Consider the following 16785-nt stretch of genomic DNA (forward strand, 5'->3'; position numbering starts at 1 on the left):
CGAGGGAATCGCCGTGGCCATGTTCACCGCAGCGCAGATCGCCCGGGCCGTGGGCGGCCGCGTGGCGCGCGGAAGCGAGGGGATGGAGGCCTCGGGCGTGAGCACCGACAGCCGCACCCTCGCGCCCGGCGAGCTCTTCATCCCTCTCACGGGCCCGAACTTCGACGGCCACGACTTCATCGGGAGGGCGGCCGCCGCCGGCGCGGCGGGCGTCATCGTCCAGCGGGGCCGCTCCACCCCCTCCTTGGATGGGATCTTCGCCATCGAAGTGGAGGATACCCTCCGGGCGCTGGGAGACCTCGCCCGCTTCCACCGCGAGAGGCACGACATCCTGGCCGCCGCCGTCACCGGCAGCAACGGCAAGACCACCACGAAGGAGATGCTCGCCTCAATCTTTTCCCTGGGGGCCGAGACGCTGAAGAGCGAGGGGAACCTGAACAACCTGGTGGGACTCCCGCACCAAGTGCTGCGCCTGCTGCCCGAGCACTCCCGCGCGGTCTTCGAGATGAGGATGAACCAGCCGGGCGAGATCCGGCGCCTGGCCGAGATCGCGCTCCCCCGGATTGGGGTCATCACCAACGTCGCCCCCGCCCATCTCGAGGGCCTGGGATCCATCGAGGCGGTGCGCGAGGCGAAGGGGGAGCTGCTCGAGGCCATGGGCGCGAAGGGGCGGGCGGCGCTGAGCGGAGAGGATTCCCACAGCCGCCTCCTCGCCCGGCGCTTCCGCGAGGCGGGGGGGGAGGTCCTCACATTCGGGTTCTCGGCGGACTGCGGCGTGCGCGGGAGCGACATTCGTGTGTCGGCGGGGGAGGGTACCCGGTTCGCCCTTCACGCCGGGGGACGGGAGGCCCGGGTCCGTCTCCCCGGCCTGGGCCGCCACAACGTGCTGAACGCCCTCGCGGCGGCGGCGGCGGCTTCGCTCGCGGGCTGCCCCATGGACGAGATCGCGCGGGGGCTGGAGAGGGCCGCGCCGCCCAAGATGCGGCTCGAGGTCCGGCCCCTCCCGCGCTGGGAAGGCTGCTCCCTCATCGACGACGCCTATAACGCGAACCCGGCCTCGATGCTCCAGGCGCTGGAGACGGCCGCCCAGCTCCGGGGGGAGGCCCGTCTCTTCGCCGTCCTCGGTGACATGAAGGAGCTTGGAGCCTACGCCGAGGAGGCGCACCGGGAGCTGGGCCGGGCGGCGGCCCGGCTGGCGGACGGCCTGGCGGGCGTCGGCCCGATGATGGCCCTCGCGGTGGAGGAGGCGCGCCGCGCCGGCCTGCCGCCGGAGCGGGCGCGCCGGTTCGAGGCGCCTGCCGAGGCGTCCGCCTGGGTGGCGCGCTGCCTCAAGCCGGGCGACTGGGTGCTGGTCAAAGGCTCCCGTTCGATGCGGATGGAGCGGGCGGCGGAGGCCTTGGAGGGCTGATGCTTTACTCCCTGTTCGTGGGGCTGAGCGACACCGTCTCGATCTTCCAGGTGTTCCGGTTCATCACGTTCCGGACCGCGCTGGCGGCTTTCACGGCCCTGCTCATGTGCCTTCTGCTCGGGCCTCACCTCATCCGCGCCCTGCGGAAGTTCCAGATCGGGGAGGAGATCCGCCAGGACGGGCCGAAGAGCCACTTCTCGAAGAAGGGCACGCCGACGATGGGCGGCCTCCTCATCCTCGCCTCCATCATCCTTCCTACCCTTTTGTGGACCGACCTGAGCCTTCGCCTCGTCTGGCTCATCCTCTTCGCGACGGCGGCGTTCGGGTTCCTCGGGTTCGTGGACGACTACAAAAAGGTCATCCTGAAGGACAAGAAGGGCGTCCCGCCTTCCCGGAAGTTCCTCTTCCAGGGCCTCATCGGGCTGGCCATCGGGGCGGCGCTCTACACCGGCTGGGCCGTGCCGCAGTTCAAGCCGGTGGTGATGTTCCCCTTCTTCAAGAACCTCCAGCCCGACATCGGCGCGTGGTTCATCCTCTATGCGGCGGTGGTGATCGTCGCCACGAGCAACGCCGTCAACCTGACCGACGGCCTCGACGGGCTGGCCATCGGGCCCTTCATGATCGCGTCGGGCGCCTACCTGGTGTTCAGCTACGTGGCCGGCCACGCGGTGATCTCGAAGTACCTCCTGATCCTCCCCGTGCGCGGCGGGGGGGAGCTCGCGGTCGTCTGCGGCGCCATGGTGGGGGCCGGCCTGGGGTTCCTGTGGTTCAACGCCTATCCCGCCCAGGTCTTCATGGGGGACGTGGGCGCCCTCCCGCTCGGCGCCGTCCTCGCGACCATCGCCCTCGCCATCAAGCAGGAGCTTCTCCTGTTCCTGGTGGGCGGGTTGTTCGTGCTCGAGGCGCTATCGGTCATCCTGCAGGTCCTCTCCTTCAAGACGACGGGCCAGCGGATCTTCCGCATGGCCCCCCTCCACCATCACTTCGAGGAGAAGGGCTGGGTGGAGCCCAAGGTGACGGTGCGCTTCTGGATCGTGGCGGTGCTGCTCGCTCTGCTGAGCCTGAGCACGCTGAAGCTGAGATGAGGAGCCTCATGGCGGAGAGCCGATCGGCGGAATGGACGGAGGGGATCCCCTCGCGGCGCGTGGTGGTGATGGGCATGGCCCGCACCGGCCGCGCCGCCGCCGCCGTCCTCGCCCGGCGCGGGGCCGAGGTGGTGGCGACGGACATGAAGGACATCCCCGGCCTGCGCGAGGAGCTTCCGCGCGAGGTGGCGCTCGAGCTGGGCGGCCACCGGGAAGAAACCTTCCGCCGCTGCGACGTGCTCGTGGTGAGCCCGGGCATCCCGGCCACCGACCGCTTTATCCGGCTCGCGCTCGCATCGGGGGCGGAGGTGATCAGCGAGATCGAGCTGGCGTGGCGGCTCTGCCCGGCGCCCGTCGCCGCGGTGACCGGGACGAACGGCAAGACCACCGCCACCACCATGCTCGGCGCCATCCTCGAGGAGGCAGGTTTCCGGGCCCCCGTGGGCGGGAACATCGGCCGGCCCCTCGTGGACGTGGTGGAGAAGGAGGGGCAGGAGGCGGACTTCGTGGTGAGCGAGGTGAGCAGCTTTCAGCTCGAATGGGCGCCCACTCTCCGGCCCCGCGTGGGTGTCATCACGAACGTGACGCCGGACCACCTCGACCGCCACCCGGACATGGACGGTTACGCCGCGGTCAAGGCCCGGCTTCTGGCCAATCAGGGACCGGGCGACGCCAAGGTGCTGAACGCGGACGATCCCTTCACGGCCCGCTATCTCCCCGGCGGGCGCCAGGCGGCGCTCGCCTTCAGCCGGACGAAAATCCCGGAAGCCGGCGCTTACGTGGAGGACGGGTGGATTTACCTCCGCATCGGCGGAGACCGGCAGCGGGTGTGCGCGGCCGGGGAGCTGGCGGTCCCGGGGGTGCACAACTTGGAGAACTTCCTCGCGGCCTGCGCGGCGGCGGGGTTCCTCGGCGCGGGCCCGGACGCCATGGCCCGCCTGGCGCGGCGCTTCAAGGGGCTCCCCCACCGGATGGAGCCGGTCGCCGAGATCGGCGGGGTGCGCTGGGTGAACGACTCGAAGGGCACGAACGTCGGGGCCACGGCCATGAGCCTGGAGAGCGTGGAGGGGCCGGTGCTCCTCATCGCCGGGGGGACGGACAAGGGAAGCGACCTCTCGCCCATGATCGAGCCGATGCGCAAGCGCGTGCGGACCATGGTGCTCATCGGCGAGGCGGCGGACCGCTTCGAGGCGTTCTTCCGCGGGAGGGTGCCCGTGGAGCGGGCGGCCACCCTGCACGAGGCGGTGCGCCGCTGCGCGGCCGCCGCCCGGCCGGGCGACACGGTGCTTCTCTCGCCCGCCTGCGCGAGTTTCGACCAATTCCGCGATTACGCCCACCGCGGGGACGTTTTCCGGGAGGCGGTGCGCGCGCTCGCAAAGGAGGGCGCGCGGTGAGGCGGCCCCGCATCGATCCGGTCATCTTCTTCAGCGCCCTGGGCCTCAGCGTGTTCGGGGTGGTGATGGTCTTCAGCGCGAGCCAGATCCTCGCCCTGGACCGCTACCGGGACGCCTTCTACTTCGTGAAGCGGCACGCCATGTGGGCGGCGGTGGGATTCGCCCTGATGCTCCTCCTGGCCCGGGTTGACGTGAGGAGGCTCAGGCGGCTCGCCGTCCCGATCCTCGTGCTCTCGTTCGTCGTCCTGGCGCTCGTCTTCGTGCCCGGCATCGGACGCTCCGCGGGGGGCGCCCGGCGATGGATCGTGCTGGGGCCGCTCTCCTTCCAGCCGGCCGAGGCGGCGAAACTGGGGTTGCTTATCTTCCTTGCGCACTTCCTCGCGGTGAAGAGCGACCGCCTGGGCGACTTCAAGTATGGCTTCATGCCGCCGGTTCTGATCACCGGGGTGGGCGTGCTCTTGATCCTCGCCCAGCCGGACCTGGGGACGGCCATGCTCCTGGCCCTGGTGGCGGGGCAGCTGCTCTTCCTCGCCGGGGCGCGCTGGCGGCACTTGGCGGGGTGCGCGCTGGCCGCGGCGCCCGTCTTTTACTGGCTGGTCTTCTCGGTGCCCTGGCGCAAGCGGCGCATCCTGGCTTTCCTGGATCCGTTCGGCGCGGTGCGGGAGACGGGCTACCAGCTCGTCCAGTCCCTCCTCGCCCTGGGCCGGGGCGGCCTCACGGGCCTGGGGCTGGGGGAGGGGAAGCAGAAGCTCCTCTACCTGCCGGAGCCCCACACCGACTTCATCTTCGCCGTGGTCGGAGAGGAGCTGGGCCTCGTCGGGGCCCTCGCCGTGGCGGCGGTGTTCACCGTGATTCTCTGGCGGGGGTTGCGCGTCGCGGCCCGCTGCGAGGACAGCTTCCGCTTCCTCCTCGCCTCCGGCATCACCCTCATGGTGACCGTCCAGGGGCTGCTGAACATGGCCGTGGCCTCGGGCCTCGTGCCGACCAAGGGGGTGCCGCTTCCGCTCATCAGCCTGGGGGGGACCTCGCTCGTGTTCACCCTTCTGGCCCTGGGCCTCCTCCTCGCCGTGGAGGCCGGGACACGGCCCGCGCCGGCGCAGGCCGCGCCGATGGACGCGGCCGCCCCATGGTCCGCCGAGGGGAGGGCCGGCTGATGCGCCTCCTCATCGCGGGCGGGGGCACCGGAGGGCATCTCTACCCGGGCATCGCGGTGGCGCGCGCCTGGTTGCGCGGGGGGCCGGAGCGCCGGGTCCTGTTCGTGGGGACGGCCAGCGGAATCGAGGCCCGGGTGCTGCCCCGGGAGGAGCTTCCCCTGGAGACCATCTCCGCCGCGGGCATCGTGGGCCGCTCGCCGGGACAGCAGATTGGCGCGGCCTTTCTCATGGCGAGGGGCCTCGCCCAGTCGCTCGGCATCATCGGCCGCTTCCGGCCCCACGTGGTGCTGGGGGTGGGAGGCTACGCCAGCGCCCCCGCCGTGGCCGCGGCCTGGCTCAGGCGCCGCCCGATCGTGCTGCTGGAGGAGAACGTCGTGCCGGGGATGACCAACCGGCTGCTGGGGCGGCTCGCCCGCCGCGTGGCCCTCGCCTTCCCGGGCGCGGCGCCCTACTTCCCTTTGGGGAAAGCCGTCGAGACGGGCCTGCCCCTGCGCGGGGAGTTCGGGGGCGAGCCGGCGCGGCCCGTGTCCTTCTGGGAAGGGCCCCTGCGGGTGCTCATCTTCGGGGGCAGCCAGGGGGCGCGTGCCCTGAACGAAGCGGTGATCGAGGCGCTCCCTCTCCTGGGGGAGCGCGCGCGGGCGATGCGCTTCGTCCACCAGACCGGGGAGGCCGATTTGGAGCGCACCCGGGAGGCCTACGCCGGGGCGGGGGCGGAGGCCGAGGTGGCGGCATTCTTCTACGACATGGCGGACCGGTTCCGGAACGCCCACCTGGCGGTGGCCCGGGCGGGCGCCTCGACGGCCGCGGAGCTGGCTTCCATGGGGCTTCCGGCGGTGCTGATTCCCCTGCCCAGCGCGACGCATGGGCACCAGGAGGCGAACGCCCGGCACCTCGCGGGGCGCGGCGCGGCCCGGATGGTCCTCCAGCGGGACCTGAGCGGCGCGTCGCTGGCCGCGCTGCTGAAGGAATTCGACGAGGGGCGGCATCTGCTGGCCGAGATGTCCCGCCGCGCCAGGGAGGCGGCGCGGCCCGACGCCTCGGAGGCGGTGGCGGTCCTGTGCAAGGAGGCGGCGCGGGCGGCCTAGGCCCGCGCCAGGAGACGGGAATGATCGCACGCGCGCACACCACGCATCCCATGCTCCGGCACTCCCAGCGCGTCCACTTCGTGGGCATCGGGGGGACGGGCATGTGCGGGATCGCGGAGGTGCTGATCAACCTGGGGTACGCGGTGACGGGGTCGGACCTGGCCCAGAACGAGGCCGTCTTCCGTCTCCGCCGGCTGGGGGCGAAGATCGCCATGGGCCACCGCGCGGAGAACGTCGAGGGGGTGGACGTGGTGGTCTACAGCTCGGCCGTCTCGGGGGAGAACGTCGAGGTGGCCGAGGCGCGGCGCCGGAAGATCCCCGTCATCCGCCGGGCCGAGATGCTGGCCGAGCTGATGCGGATGAAGTACAGCATCGCCGTCGCCGGGGCCCACGGGAAGACGACCACCACATCGCTTGTCGCCGCCGTGCTCGCGGCGGGAGGGCTGGATCCCACCGTGGTGGTGGGCGGGCGGATCAACGCCATCGGGTCGAACGCCCGCCTGGGCGAGGGCGAGTACCTGGTCGCGGAGGCGGACGAGAGCGACGGAACTTTCCTGCGCCTCGTGCCCACCATCGCCGTGGTCACCAACATCGACGAGGAGCACCTGGACTTCTACCGGGACTTCCAGGCCATCAAGCAGGCCTTCCTGGAGTTCCTGAACAAGATCCCGTTCTACGGCTTCTCGGTGGTGTGCCTCGATCACCCGGCCGTGCAGGAGATCATCCCCGGCATCGAAAAGCGCTTCTTCACCTACGGCTTCGGGTCCCAGGCGGACTACATCGGCGAAGACTTCCACTACGAGTCGGGGGAGGCTGTTTTCTCCGTCCGGCGGCGGAACGAGCGACTGGGGGAGCTCCGCCTCCGCATCCCCGGCCGCCACAACGCCTACAACGCCCTGGCGGCCGTGGCGGTCGCGTCCGAGCTGGATGTGCCCTTCGAGGCCGTTCAGCGGGGACTCCACGGCTTCGACGGCATCGGCCGGCGCCTCGAGCGCATCGGGGAGGCGGCGGGGGTGGCCGTGCTGGACGACTATGGCCATCACCCGGAGGAGATCCGGGCCACCCTGCGGGCGGTCCGGGAGGCATGGCCGGACCGCCGCCTCGTGGTCCTCTTCCAGCCCCACCGCTACAGCCGGACGCTTCACCTGGGGAAGGCCTTCCACACGGCCTTCTACGACGCCGACCTCCTGCTCGTGGCGCCCATCTACGCGGCCGGCGAGGCTCCCATCCCGGGGGTGAGCGCCTCGGCCATCGCGGAGGGAGCCCGCGCCCATGGCCACAAGGCGTGCGAGGAGGTAGAGGGCGTCCACGAAGCGGCCGGGCGGCTGGCGGAGGCCGTCCGGCCGGGGGACCTGGTGCTCACGCTGGGGGCGGGGGACGTCTGGAAGGCGGGCCGGGAGCTCTTGGAGCGGCTCGCGCCCGGGGAGAAGCGGGAGGAAGAGGCGGGATGACCGGCCTCGCGGAGGAAGAGATGGCCTTGGGCCTGGACCTCAAGCTGGCGGGGCTCGCCTGCGAGATCCGCTTCGGCGAGCGGCTGGCGCCCTACACCACCTTCCAGGTGGGCGGGCCGGCGGACGCCCTGGCCCTGCCCAAGGACGAGGCGGAGCTCGCCGGGCTCATCGCCCGCTGCCTGGCCGAGGGGCTGCCAGTGAGCGTCCTGGGCGGCGGGGCCAACACCCTGGTGCGGGACGGGGGCATCCACGGCGTGGTCGTCTGCCTCGTGAACGGGTTCCGGCAGCTCGGCGTGGCGGAGGAGGGCGAGGCCCCGATCGTCGAGGCGGGGGCGGGGGTGAAGATCTCCCAGCTCGTCCGGTTCGCGGCGGAGCGCGGGCTGGCGGGCCTCGAGTGCCTGGCGGGGGTGCCGGGGACGGTGGGCGGCGCCCTGGCCATGAACGCGGGCACGGCGGAGCGCTTCGTCGGCGAGGCGGTGGAGTCCATCCGGTGGGCGCGCCTGTCGGGCGGGGGCGTCGAGACGCTCCCGGCATCGGCTCTCGCCTTCGTCTACCGGGAGGCCCGCTTTCCGGAGCCGGGCGTGGTGACGGCGGTGCGCTTCCGGCTGAGTCGGGGCGACGCCGGGGCCCTGCGTGCCTATCTCAAGGAGCATGCAGCGGTGCGCCGGGAGCGCCAGCCCTGGGGGGTGCCCTGCGCGGGCTCAATCTTCCGCAATCCGCCGGGGGAGCGGGCCGGCCGGCTCATCGAGGCGGCGGGCCTCAAGGGCCGGCGCGTGGGCGGCGCCGAGGTGAGCCGCGTCCACGCCAACTTCCTCGTCAACTGCGGCGGGGCGAGGGCGGCGGACGTGATGGAACTGATCGAGGTGGTCCGGGCGCGGGTGCGGGAGGTGCACGGCCTGGAGTTGCAGCTCGAGCTCAAGATTGTGGGGGAGGACGCCGCATGAGCCGGACTACCCTCCGCTTTCCCGCCGTTCGGCCGGCCCCGGGCCCGGCGGGGGACGATATCCGCCCCGGCCGCGGGCTCACGCCCTCGAAGACGGGGCTCAGGCGGCGGAGCGCGGGCGCCCGGCGGAGGGGGAGCGCCTGGGTCCGCCCGGCCATCGGTTTCCTGGTGTTCGCGGAGATTCTCCTGCTGGGGGGGCACGCGGTGCGCTGGGCCAGGGTCAGCCCGCGCTTCGCCCTCAGCGAGGTCGTGGTGGAGGGCCATCGGGCGCTGGACGCGCGCGAGATCGTCCGCCTGGCGGCCGTCTCGCACGGGCGGAACATCTTTGACGTGGATCTCGAGGAAGTCCGCCGCCGGGTGGCGGCGAGCCCCTGGGTCCGCCGGGTGGGCGTGTGGAGGCAGCTCCCCCACGCCCTCCGCGTCGAGATCGAGGAGCGGCGCCCGGCCGCCCTGCTGCGCCGCGAGCCTCCCTTCGGGGTGGACGCGGAGGGGATGGTGCTGGGGGCGCTCCTCGAGAAGCCGGAGGGTTGCCTCCCGCTGTTCGAGGGCTTCGACCCCCGGTCGCTCCGGCCCGGAAGCTCGATCTGGAGCCGGGGGTTCGAGAGCCAGCTCGCGGCCCTCTCCCTCGCCGCCGGAACCCCGGCCCTCCGCGGGGGGTGCCTCTCCGTTCGGAGGCTGGAGGATGGGAGGCTCCGCCTCCGGGTTTTGGATGGCAAGCTGGACCTGCTCGCCCATGAGGAAGGACTCAAAAGCCAGGCAGCCCGCCTGCGCGCCGTGATTCAGGATGTCCTGAGGGAACCGCCCGCCTCGGAACGGATCGAGTTGGATCTCACGTTCCCGGGCCGCGTCGTCGTCCGGCCCATCGGACAGGATGGAGGAGCGAAAGGATGAGCAAACGGGGCGACGTGCTGGTGGGCCTCGACATCGGCACCTCAAAGATCTGCGTGGTCGTGGCCGAGGTGAACGAGGACGGCTCGCTCGAGATCGTCGGCCTCGGCAAGCATCCGTCCAAGGGCCTCAACCGCGGGTCGGTGGTGAACATCGATCAGACGGTGGAGTCCATCCGCGCCGCGGTGGAGGAGGCGGAGTTCATCAGCGGCACGCCCATCCGCTCCGCCTATGTCGGGGTGGCGGGCGGCCACATCCGCAGCTTCAACACCAACGGGATCGTGGCCATCAAGAGCAAGATCGTCACCAAGGAGGACATCGACCGGGTGGTCGAGCAGGCGCGGGCGGTCACCATGCCGGCCGATCACGAGATCATCCATGTCCTTCCGCAGGAGTACATCGTGGACGAGCAGGAGGGCATCACCGAGCCGATCGGCATGGCCGGGGTGCGCCTCGAGTCCAAGGTCCACATCGTCTCGGGCGCCATCCCGGCCATCCAGAACATCTCGCGGAGCGTGGAACGGGCGGGCCTCTCGGTGGAGAGGCTCGTCCTGCAGCCGCTGGCCTCATCGCTGGCGGCGCTCACCGAGGACGAGCGGGACCTGGGCGTGGCCGTGGTGGACATCGGCAGCGGCACCTCGGACGTTGCGGTCATCAGCGGCGGGGCGCTCCGCTACACGGCGATCGTGCCGGTGGCCGGGAACCACGTCACCCGCGACATCGCCATCGGGCTCCGGACGCCCGACTACCAGGCCGAGCGCATCAAGAAGGAGTACGGCTGCGCCGTGGCCTCGCGGCTCGCCCACGACGAGGAGATCGAGGTGCCGAGCGTGGGAGGCCGGCCGCCCCGGGTGCTCAGCCGCCAGATGCTGGCGGAGATCATCGAGCCCCGCATGGAAGAGGTATTCACCCTCATCCGCCGGGAGATCCAGAAGAGCGGGATGGAGGATCTCCTCCCGGCCGGCGCCGTCCTGACCGGCGGGGCCAGCATGATGGAGGGCATCGAGGATCTGGCGGAGCGCGTGCTGCAGCTTCCGGTTCGGCGGGGCGCGCCGCTGGGCATCGGCGGCCTCGTGGATATGGTGAACGGCCCCATGTTTTCGACGGGGGTCGGTCTGGCGATCTACGCGATGCGGACGATGGGCCCGCAGGGCCGGCGCGGCTGGCTTCCCGGCGGAGCCCGGAACGGTTCCATTCGAACGGCGAAGGACAGGATCCGCCACGTGCTGGCGAGCATTTTCCGCTGAGATTCGGGGTGCCGAGGGGGCGCTTCCCGGAATCGGGCCAAGGGGGGCAACGATGAGCGACTTGATGTTCAACCTAGCGGAGGAAACCGCCTGCCGGGCGAGGATCGCCGTCATCGGCGTCGGCGGCGGGGGCGGCAACGCGGTCAACACCATGATTGCGTCGGGCATGGACGGGGTGCAGTTCATCGCCGCGAACACGGACCACCAAGTGCTGGAACGGTCCCTCGCTCCGGAGAAGATGCAGCTCGGTCTCGCGCTGACGAACGGCCTGGGGGCGGGCGGGAACCCGGAGGTCGGCCGGAAGGCGGCGCTCGAGGACGCCGAGCGCATCGCCGGGCTCCTGGATGGGCTGGACATGGTCTTCGTGACCGCGGGAATGGGCGGAGGCACGGGGACGGGCGCCGCGCCGGTCATCGCCCGCATCGCCAAGGAGGCGGGCATCCTGACGGTCGGCGTGGTCACCAAGCCCTTCGATTTCGAGGGGCCGCGCCGCCGGACCCAGGCGGAACAGGGCATCAACGAGCTGCGGGAGTCGGTGAACACCCTCATCACCATCCCCAACCAGCGCCTCCTCGGCATGGTCGAGCGAACGACGCCTATCACCGAGGCCTTCCAGAAGGCGAACAACGTCCTGCTCCAGGCCTGCAAGGGCATCGCGGACCTCATCACTACGCCCGGTCTCATCAACCTCGATTTCGCCGACGTGCGCACCATCATGCGCGACATGGGCGGCATGGCCCTCATGGGGAGCGGGACCGGGACGGGCGAGAACCGCGCCGTCATCGCCGCCCAGAACGCCATCAGCAGCCCTCTGCTCGAGGAGGGCTCCATCCAGGGCGCCCGGGGCGTGCTCATCAACATCACGGGCGGCAACGATCTATCCCTGTTCGAGGTGAACGAGGCCTGCAGCCTCGTCCACGGCTCGGCCCACGAGGATGCCAACATCATCTTCGGTTCGGTGATCGATCCCTCGATGGAGAACAAGGTCTGCGTGACGGTCATCGCCACCGGTTTCGGGCGGGAGGGCCTCCGCGAAGTGCCCCGGACGGAGGTGGAGGCGACCGGCACCGACGGGCGCAAGCTCTCCGTGCCGGCCTACGTCCGCATGCGGACCAATAAAAAGGATGCCGCCCTGAGCTATCAGCTGGAGGAAGACGATCTCGACGTCCCAACCTTCCTCCGCAAGCAGGCCGATTGACCCCCACTGCGCCGCGCCGGGCGGCTTTTCCCCGGCGCGGCGCATCCCCCGAAGCGGCCAGGGGGGGCCGGCGGGCCCCCCCTGGCCCCCACCCCTCCGCGCCAAGCCCCGTTTCTTGAGCCGGATTGCTCACTCTCACTATAATGGCGGGTTACGCCGATTCGCCGCGGGGGCCTGAAAAGCCTGGAGCTCGCCGATGCGCCATCTGGAAAGCCATGAGTCGGGCGGGGTGGAGGTGTTCCGCTCGCCCCTCCTGGACGCGCTGCCCTTCATCCGCCACGGTTTCAGCACGAGGCGAGGAGGGGTGAGCGAGGGGGAATTCCGCTCCCTCAACCTGGGCCAGGCCAAGGGGGAGGATTCCGAGCGGGTCCGGGAGAATCGCCGGCGCTTCTTTCAGGTGGCGGAAATGGAGCCGTCCCGGGTGGCCGAGGTCCGCCAGGTCCACGGGACCGCGGTCGTCGCCGCGGACGAGATTCCCGAAGGAGCACGGGTGGAGGCGGACGGAGTGCTGACGGCCGAGCCGGGCGTGGCGGTGGCCGTCCAGACGGCGGATTGCCTCCCGGTCCTGCTCGCGGACGCCCGCCGCCGGGCGGTGGCGGCGGTCCACGCCGGGAGGAAGGGAATCGGGGCCGGCGTCCTGGCGGAGGCGGTTCGCCGGATGGGAGAGCGATTCGGGAGCCGCCCGGAAGACCTCGTGGCGGGGCTCGGGCCGGCCATCTCGGGGGCCTGCTATGAGGTAGGCGAGGAATGCCTGCCCCCCTTCCGGGAACGCTACCCGGACTGGCGGGACTTCTCCATCCCCCTGGGGCGGGGAAAGTGGCTCCTGGACCTCCCGGAGGCCGCGCGGCGCCAGTTGGCCGCCGCCGGGATTCCCGGGGAGCGGATCGGCCCCCCCGGGCCCTGCACGTTCTCCGAGTCGGCCCGCTTCTTCTCCTACCGGCGCGACGGCGCCCCGACGGGCCGGCTGTGGGCGATCATCGTGGTGTTTTGAGGTCTTTTTTCCATGAGAAGCGGCGCATGACCTCCCTCAATGAGCGCTTGGAAAGCGTCCGGGCGCGCATCGCCGCCGCGGCGCGCCGGGCGGGCCGCCGGCCGGAAGAGGTCCGCCTGGTGGCCGTCTCCAAGACCCGGCCGCCGGAGCGGGTGGCGGAGGCGATCCATGCCGGGGTGGAGATTATCGGCGAGAACCGGGTCCAGGAGGCCCGGGACAAGCGCCTCGCCATGGACCCCGCTCTCGCCGGACGGGCCCAGTGGCACCTGATCGGGAGCCTTCAGCGCAACAAGGCCCGGCAGGTCATTGGCCTATTCGACATGGTCGAGACGGTGGATTCCCTCCCGCTGGCCGAGGAGCTGGCGCGGCGGGCGGAGGCGTCGGGGGCGGCGCCCCTGCGGGTGCTCCTCCAGGTCAATACGGGGGAGGAGTCCCAGAAGGGGGGGGCGGCCCCCGCGGCCCTGCCGGGGCTGTTGGAAGGGGCCTCCCGGCTGGAGGCCCTCCGGGTGGAGGGCCTCATGTGCATTCCCCCCCTGGGCCGGGCGCCCGAGGAAAGCCGCCCCCATTTCAGGCTCCTGCGAAAGCTCCGGGACGAGGCCCAGGGGAGGGGTTTCGCCTCCCTGCGGGAGCTTTCCATGGGCATGTCCGGGGATTTCGAGCTCGCCATCGAGGAGGGGGCCACCTTCGTGAGGATCGGGACGGCCATCTTCGGCCCCCGGCCTCCCCGGTAAGCCCTCCTCTGGCAAGTTGACCGCCGCGGCCCGGTGGGTTGAAATGCGCCCCAGTCGATCCCTCATCCGGCACAAGGAGAACGAATCGTGGCGTCCGGCCGGCTTGCCGTCATCGGCGGCGGGAACATGGGGGAGGCCCTCGCCAAGGGCATGATGAGCGCCCGCTACGCGGGGGCGGATTCCCTGATCATCGCCGAGCCCGTCGAGGCGCGGGCCCGCTACCTCCGGGAAACGCACGGTTTGCAGGTGGTTTCCGGGGCGGCGGAGGCGGCGGGCCAGGCCGAGAAGGTGGTCTTCGCCGTCAAGCCGCAGGCGCTGGGGGCGGTGCTGTCTTCCCTGAAGGGGGTTATCGGACCGAGGCATCTCCTCATCTCGATCGTGGCGGGAGCCCCCACCCGGCGCTTCGTGGAGGCGTTCGGGGAAGGCACCCGGATCGTCCGCGTCATGCCCAACACCCCCGCCCTCATCGGGCAGGGCGCCGCGGGCCTCGCCGCCGGCGGAGGGGCGAAAGCCGGGGACTTGGCCGAGGCCCGGAGAATGCTTGAGTCGGTGGGGAAGGCGGTCGAGGTTCCCGAAGGCCTGATGGACGCCGTGACCGGCCTCTCGGGAAGCGGCCCGGCGTATGTCTTCGTCTTCATCGAGGCCCTGGCGGACGGGGGGGTGCGGGCCGGCTTGCCCCGGGATCAGGCCCTCCTCCTGGCGGCCCAGACGGTGCTGGGCGCGGCCAGGATGCTCCTCGATACGGGGGAGCATCCGGGGCGCCTCAAGGACATGGTGGCCTCCCCCGGGGGGACGACCATCGCCGGGCTGCACGCCCTGGAGAGCGGCGGCTTCCGCAACGCGGTGATGGACGCCGTGCTCGCAGCGACGCGGCGGAGCGCCGAGCTGGGCAGGGGCGAGAGCGCCGTCTGAGCGGGCGAGAAGGAGAGCGAATGTTCCTGTTCGGGAACCTCATCCACGCCGTGGCGGTGCTGCTGAGCTACGTTCTCACGATCTACATCTGGGTCATTATCATTCGCGCGTTGATTTCGTGGGTGAATCCGGATCCTTACAACCCCATCGTGCAGATCCTTCACCGCGTCACAGAGCCGGTGCTCGCGCCGGTGCGCAGGCGTTTGCCGGACTTCGGGGGCCTCGACATCAGTCCCATCGTGGTCCTGCTCATTATCTTTTTCCTTCAGAGTTTCCTGGTGGCGAGCCTCATGGACCTGGCTCGTCTACTTCGATGACGGCGGGAGAGGCGATGAGAATGACCGGCGAGGACATCCGGAGGCAGGAGTTCCCCATTCGGCTGCGGGGCTACAACCGGCTCGACGTGGACGCCTTTCTGCACGCGGCCGCCGACGCCGTGGACGAGCTGATGCGGCGGAACGAGGAGCTCGATGGGCGGTGCGCGGAGCTGACGGCGCAGGTGCAGGCCCTCAAGGAGCGCGAAGAAACCCTCCAGCGGGCCCTGGTGGCGGTAAACGACCTCCGGGAGGAGGCGGGCCGCCGCGCCCAGGAGATCCGCCAACAGGCGGAGCGCGAGGCCGAGCGGATGGCGGAGGAAGCGGAGGAGGCCGCGCGGAGGGTGCGCGAGGACGCGGAGTCGGAGGTCGTCCGCATGCGGGAGGAGGCCGAGGCCCTGCTCCACCGGCAGGGGAAGATGGTCCGGTCGATGCTGGACACCATCCGGGCCCAGCTTCGCCTGGCCGAGCAGGAGGACGAGCGCCTCGGCCACGATCTGGCGCGGCTCGAGGGCCGGGAGGGGGGTAAGGTCATCTCCATCTCCAAGGCGGAGGGAGATCGCCCGTGATTCCGGTCCGCCGCGAGGCGGACGGGTCGAGTTTCGAGGTGCAGGTTCAGCCGCGCTCGTCGCGGGCCGCCATCGAGGGTGAGAGGGAAGGCGCCCTGCGGCTCCGTCTCACGGCCCCGCCCGTCGAGGGGGCCGCCAACCGGCAATGCATCGAGCTCCTGTCCGAGGCGCTGGGCGTCCCCAAGAGCGCGGTCGTCATCGTCTCCGGCGCCACGGCCAGGCGAAAGCGCGTCCGGGTGCGGGGCCTGGAGCCGGAGGCCGCCGAGGCGAAGCTGAGGGCGCTTTGCCGGGGCGGCGCGGAAGGCGAGGGAGAAGGAAGGTGAGCGAGTTCGGGAACTTTCGAACCCTGGAATACGTGGACGGTGCGCTCCGGCTGATCGATCAGCGCCGCCTGCCTACCGAGGAAGTGTACGTGGACTGCCGGACGGAGGAGGAGGTGGCCGAGGCCATCCGCTCCATGGTGGTGCGGGGAGCGCCGGCCATCGGCGTCGCGGCGGCCTACGGGATGGCCATCGCCGCGCGGCGGGCGGCGGGGGGATCACCGGCGGAGCAGCGGGAGGCGCTGGAGCGGGCGGCGGTCCTTCTGGAATCCACCCGGCCCACGGCGGTCAACCTGTTCTGGGCGATCGAGCGCATGCGGGCGGCCGCTCGCGAGAGCCGCTCCTCCGGCGAGAAGCTGGCCCGGGAGCTCCTCGATCTGGCGGAGGAGATGCGCCGCGAGGACCATGCCGTCTGCCGCCGGATCGGTGACATCGGGGCGGATTTGCTGCCGGGCGGCGTGGCCCTCCTCACGCACTGCAACGCGGGCGCGCTGGCGACGGCGGGGTACGGGACGGCCACGGGGGTGATCCGCAGCGGTTTCCGGGACGGGAAGGTGACGCGGGTATTCGTGGACGAGACGCGGCCCTACCTTCAGGGCTCGCGCCTGACCGCCTGGGAGCTCGACCGGGACGGGATTCCCGTCGTGCTCATCACGGACAACATGGCGGCCTACTGCATGCGTCTGGGCAAGGTGGGCGCCGTGGTGGTGGGGGCGGACCGGGTGGCGGCGAACGGGGACGTGGCCAACAAGATCGGCACCTACGGGCTGGCCATCCTGGCCCGGGAGCATGGCGTCCCATTCTACGTCGCGGCTCCCATCAGCACGATCGACCTGAAGACCGCGCGAGGGGAGGATATTCCCATCGAGGAGCGGCCGGGCCAGGAATTGAGGAGCATCGGCGGCCGGAGCATCGCACCCGAGGGAGTGGAGGTATTCAATCCGGCGTTCGATGTGACGCCCGCCCGGCTGGTGGATGCCCTGATTACGGAGCGGGGGGTGGTTAGATTCTCCCGCGGGGAGCGCCTGGAGAGGCTCTTCTCTGCTTCGTAAGGTGCCAAAATGCGGAATTGGTTGACTTTCCGGGCGGCCCGGG

Annotated in this window: 17 protein-coding genes; all 17 read left to right on the forward strand. The window is 71.2% G+C overall.

The features are described from left to right. Positions 1 to 19 precede the first annotated feature (19 nt). The 17 genes from murF to mtnA all read left to right on the forward strand — a co-directional run bounded on the left by murF (position 20) and on the right by mtnA (position 16742). The gene (gene murF / locus HYZ11_07820) at positions 20 to 1408 is read left to right on the forward strand and encodes a UDP-N-acetylmuramoyl-tripeptide--D-alanyl-D-alanine ligase (protein MBI3127494.1); all 1389 of its coding nucleotides are present in this window, start codon (positions 20 to 22) and stop codon (positions 1406 to 1408) included. Continuing rightward, positions 1408 to 2493, forward strand: coding sequence for a phospho-N-acetylmuramoyl-pentapeptide-transferase (locus HYZ11_07825; protein ID MBI3127495.1), 1086 nt, complete (start codon positions 1408 to 1410; stop codon positions 2491 to 2493). The genes murF and HYZ11_07825 overlap by 1 nt, the downstream gene beginning before the upstream one ends. An 8-nt stretch (positions 2494 to 2501) precedes the next feature. Next, on the forward strand, positions 2502 to 3887 hold the full coding sequence (murD, locus tag HYZ11_07830) for a UDP-N-acetylmuramoyl-L-alanine--D-glutamate ligase (GenBank protein MBI3127496.1): 1386 nt from the start codon (positions 2502 to 2504) through the stop codon (positions 3885 to 3887). After that, entirely contained in the window at positions 3884 to 5041 is a 1158-nt protein-coding gene (gene ftsW / locus HYZ11_07835; GenBank protein ID MBI3127497.1) for a putative lipid II flippase FtsW, read from the forward strand. Before murD ends, ftsW begins: the two co-directional genes overlap by 4 nt. Continuing rightward, positions 5041 to 6126 carry an undecaprenyldiphospho-muramoylpentapeptide beta-N-acetylglucosaminyltransferase gene (gene murG, locus HYZ11_07840; GenBank protein MBI3127498.1) on the forward strand — a complete coding sequence of 362 codons (1086 nt, stop codon included), beginning with the start codon at positions 5041 to 5043 and terminating at the stop codon, positions 6124 to 6126. Before ftsW ends, murG begins: the two co-directional genes overlap by 1 nt. Before the next feature lie 50 nt (positions 6127 to 6176). Further along, on the forward strand, positions 6177 to 7577 hold the full coding sequence (locus HYZ11_07845) for a UDP-N-acetylmuramate--L-alanine ligase (protein MBI3127499.1): 1401 nt from the start codon (positions 6177 to 6179) through the stop codon (positions 7575 to 7577). Beyond that, positions 7574 to 8521 (forward strand): UDP-N-acetylmuramate dehydrogenase, encoded by a 948-nt coding sequence (murB, locus tag HYZ11_07850; GenBank protein ID MBI3127500.1) that lies wholly within the window; start codon positions 7574 to 7576, stop codon positions 8519 to 8521. Before HYZ11_07845 ends, murB begins: the two co-directional genes overlap by 4 nt. Then, the gene (locus HYZ11_07855) at positions 8518 to 9411 is read left to right on the forward strand and encodes an FtsQ-type POTRA domain-containing protein (protein ID MBI3127501.1); all 894 of its coding nucleotides are present in this window, start codon (positions 8518 to 8520) and stop codon (positions 9409 to 9411) included. Before murB ends, HYZ11_07855 begins: the two co-directional genes overlap by 4 nt. Then, positions 9408 to 10655, forward strand: coding sequence for a cell division protein FtsA (gene ftsA / locus HYZ11_07860; GenBank protein ID MBI3127502.1), 1248 nt, complete (start codon positions 9408 to 9410; stop codon positions 10653 to 10655). Before HYZ11_07855 ends, ftsA begins: the two co-directional genes overlap by 4 nt. A 64-nt stretch (positions 10656 to 10719) precedes the next feature. Beyond that, positions 10720 to 11853, forward strand: coding sequence for a cell division protein FtsZ (ftsZ, locus tag HYZ11_07865; GenBank protein MBI3127503.1), 1134 nt, complete (start codon positions 10720 to 10722; stop codon positions 11851 to 11853). A gap of 196 nt (positions 11854 to 12049) precedes the next feature. After that, a complete protein-coding gene (pgeF, locus tag HYZ11_07870) occupies positions 12050 to 12844 on the forward strand; it encodes a peptidoglycan editing factor PgeF (protein ID MBI3127504.1) in 795 nt (264 codons plus the stop codon). A gap of 26 nt (positions 12845 to 12870) precedes the next feature. Then, positions 12871 to 13575, forward strand: coding sequence for a YggS family pyridoxal phosphate-dependent enzyme (locus tag HYZ11_07875; protein ID MBI3127505.1), 705 nt, complete (start codon positions 12871 to 12873; stop codon positions 13573 to 13575). A gap of 84 nt (positions 13576 to 13659) precedes the next feature. Continuing rightward, positions 13660 to 14487 (forward strand): pyrroline-5-carboxylate reductase, encoded by an 828-nt coding sequence (gene proC, locus HYZ11_07880; protein ID MBI3127506.1) that lies wholly within the window; start codon positions 13660 to 13662, stop codon positions 14485 to 14487. Between the two features lie 20 nt (positions 14488 to 14507). Continuing rightward, the gene (locus HYZ11_07885) at positions 14508 to 14804 is read left to right on the forward strand and encodes a YggT family protein (protein MBI3127507.1); all 297 of its coding nucleotides are present in this window, start codon (positions 14508 to 14510) and stop codon (positions 14802 to 14804) included. A gap of 14 nt (positions 14805 to 14818) precedes the next feature. Then, positions 14819 to 15370 (forward strand): DivIVA domain-containing protein, encoded by a 552-nt coding sequence (locus tag HYZ11_07890; protein ID MBI3127508.1) that lies wholly within the window; start codon positions 14819 to 14821, stop codon positions 15368 to 15370. Beyond that, positions 15367 to 15693 carry a DUF167 domain-containing protein gene (locus HYZ11_07895; protein ID MBI3127509.1) on the forward strand — a complete coding sequence of 109 codons (327 nt, stop codon included), beginning with the start codon at positions 15367 to 15369 and terminating at the stop codon, positions 15691 to 15693. The genes HYZ11_07890 and HYZ11_07895 overlap by 4 nt, the downstream gene beginning before the upstream one ends. Beyond that, positions 15690 to 16742, forward strand: coding sequence for an S-methyl-5-thioribose-1-phosphate isomerase (gene mtnA, locus HYZ11_07900; protein MBI3127510.1), 1053 nt, complete (start codon positions 15690 to 15692; stop codon positions 16740 to 16742). Before HYZ11_07895 ends, mtnA begins: the two co-directional genes overlap by 4 nt. The last annotated feature ends 43 nt before the right edge of the window (positions 16743 to 16785 follow it).

The sequence above is a fragment of the Candidatus Tectomicrobia bacterium genome (genome assembly GCA_016192135.1).
Taxonomy (GTDB): domain Bacteria; phylum UBA8248; class UBA8248; order UBA8248; family UBA8248; genus 2-12-FULL-69-37.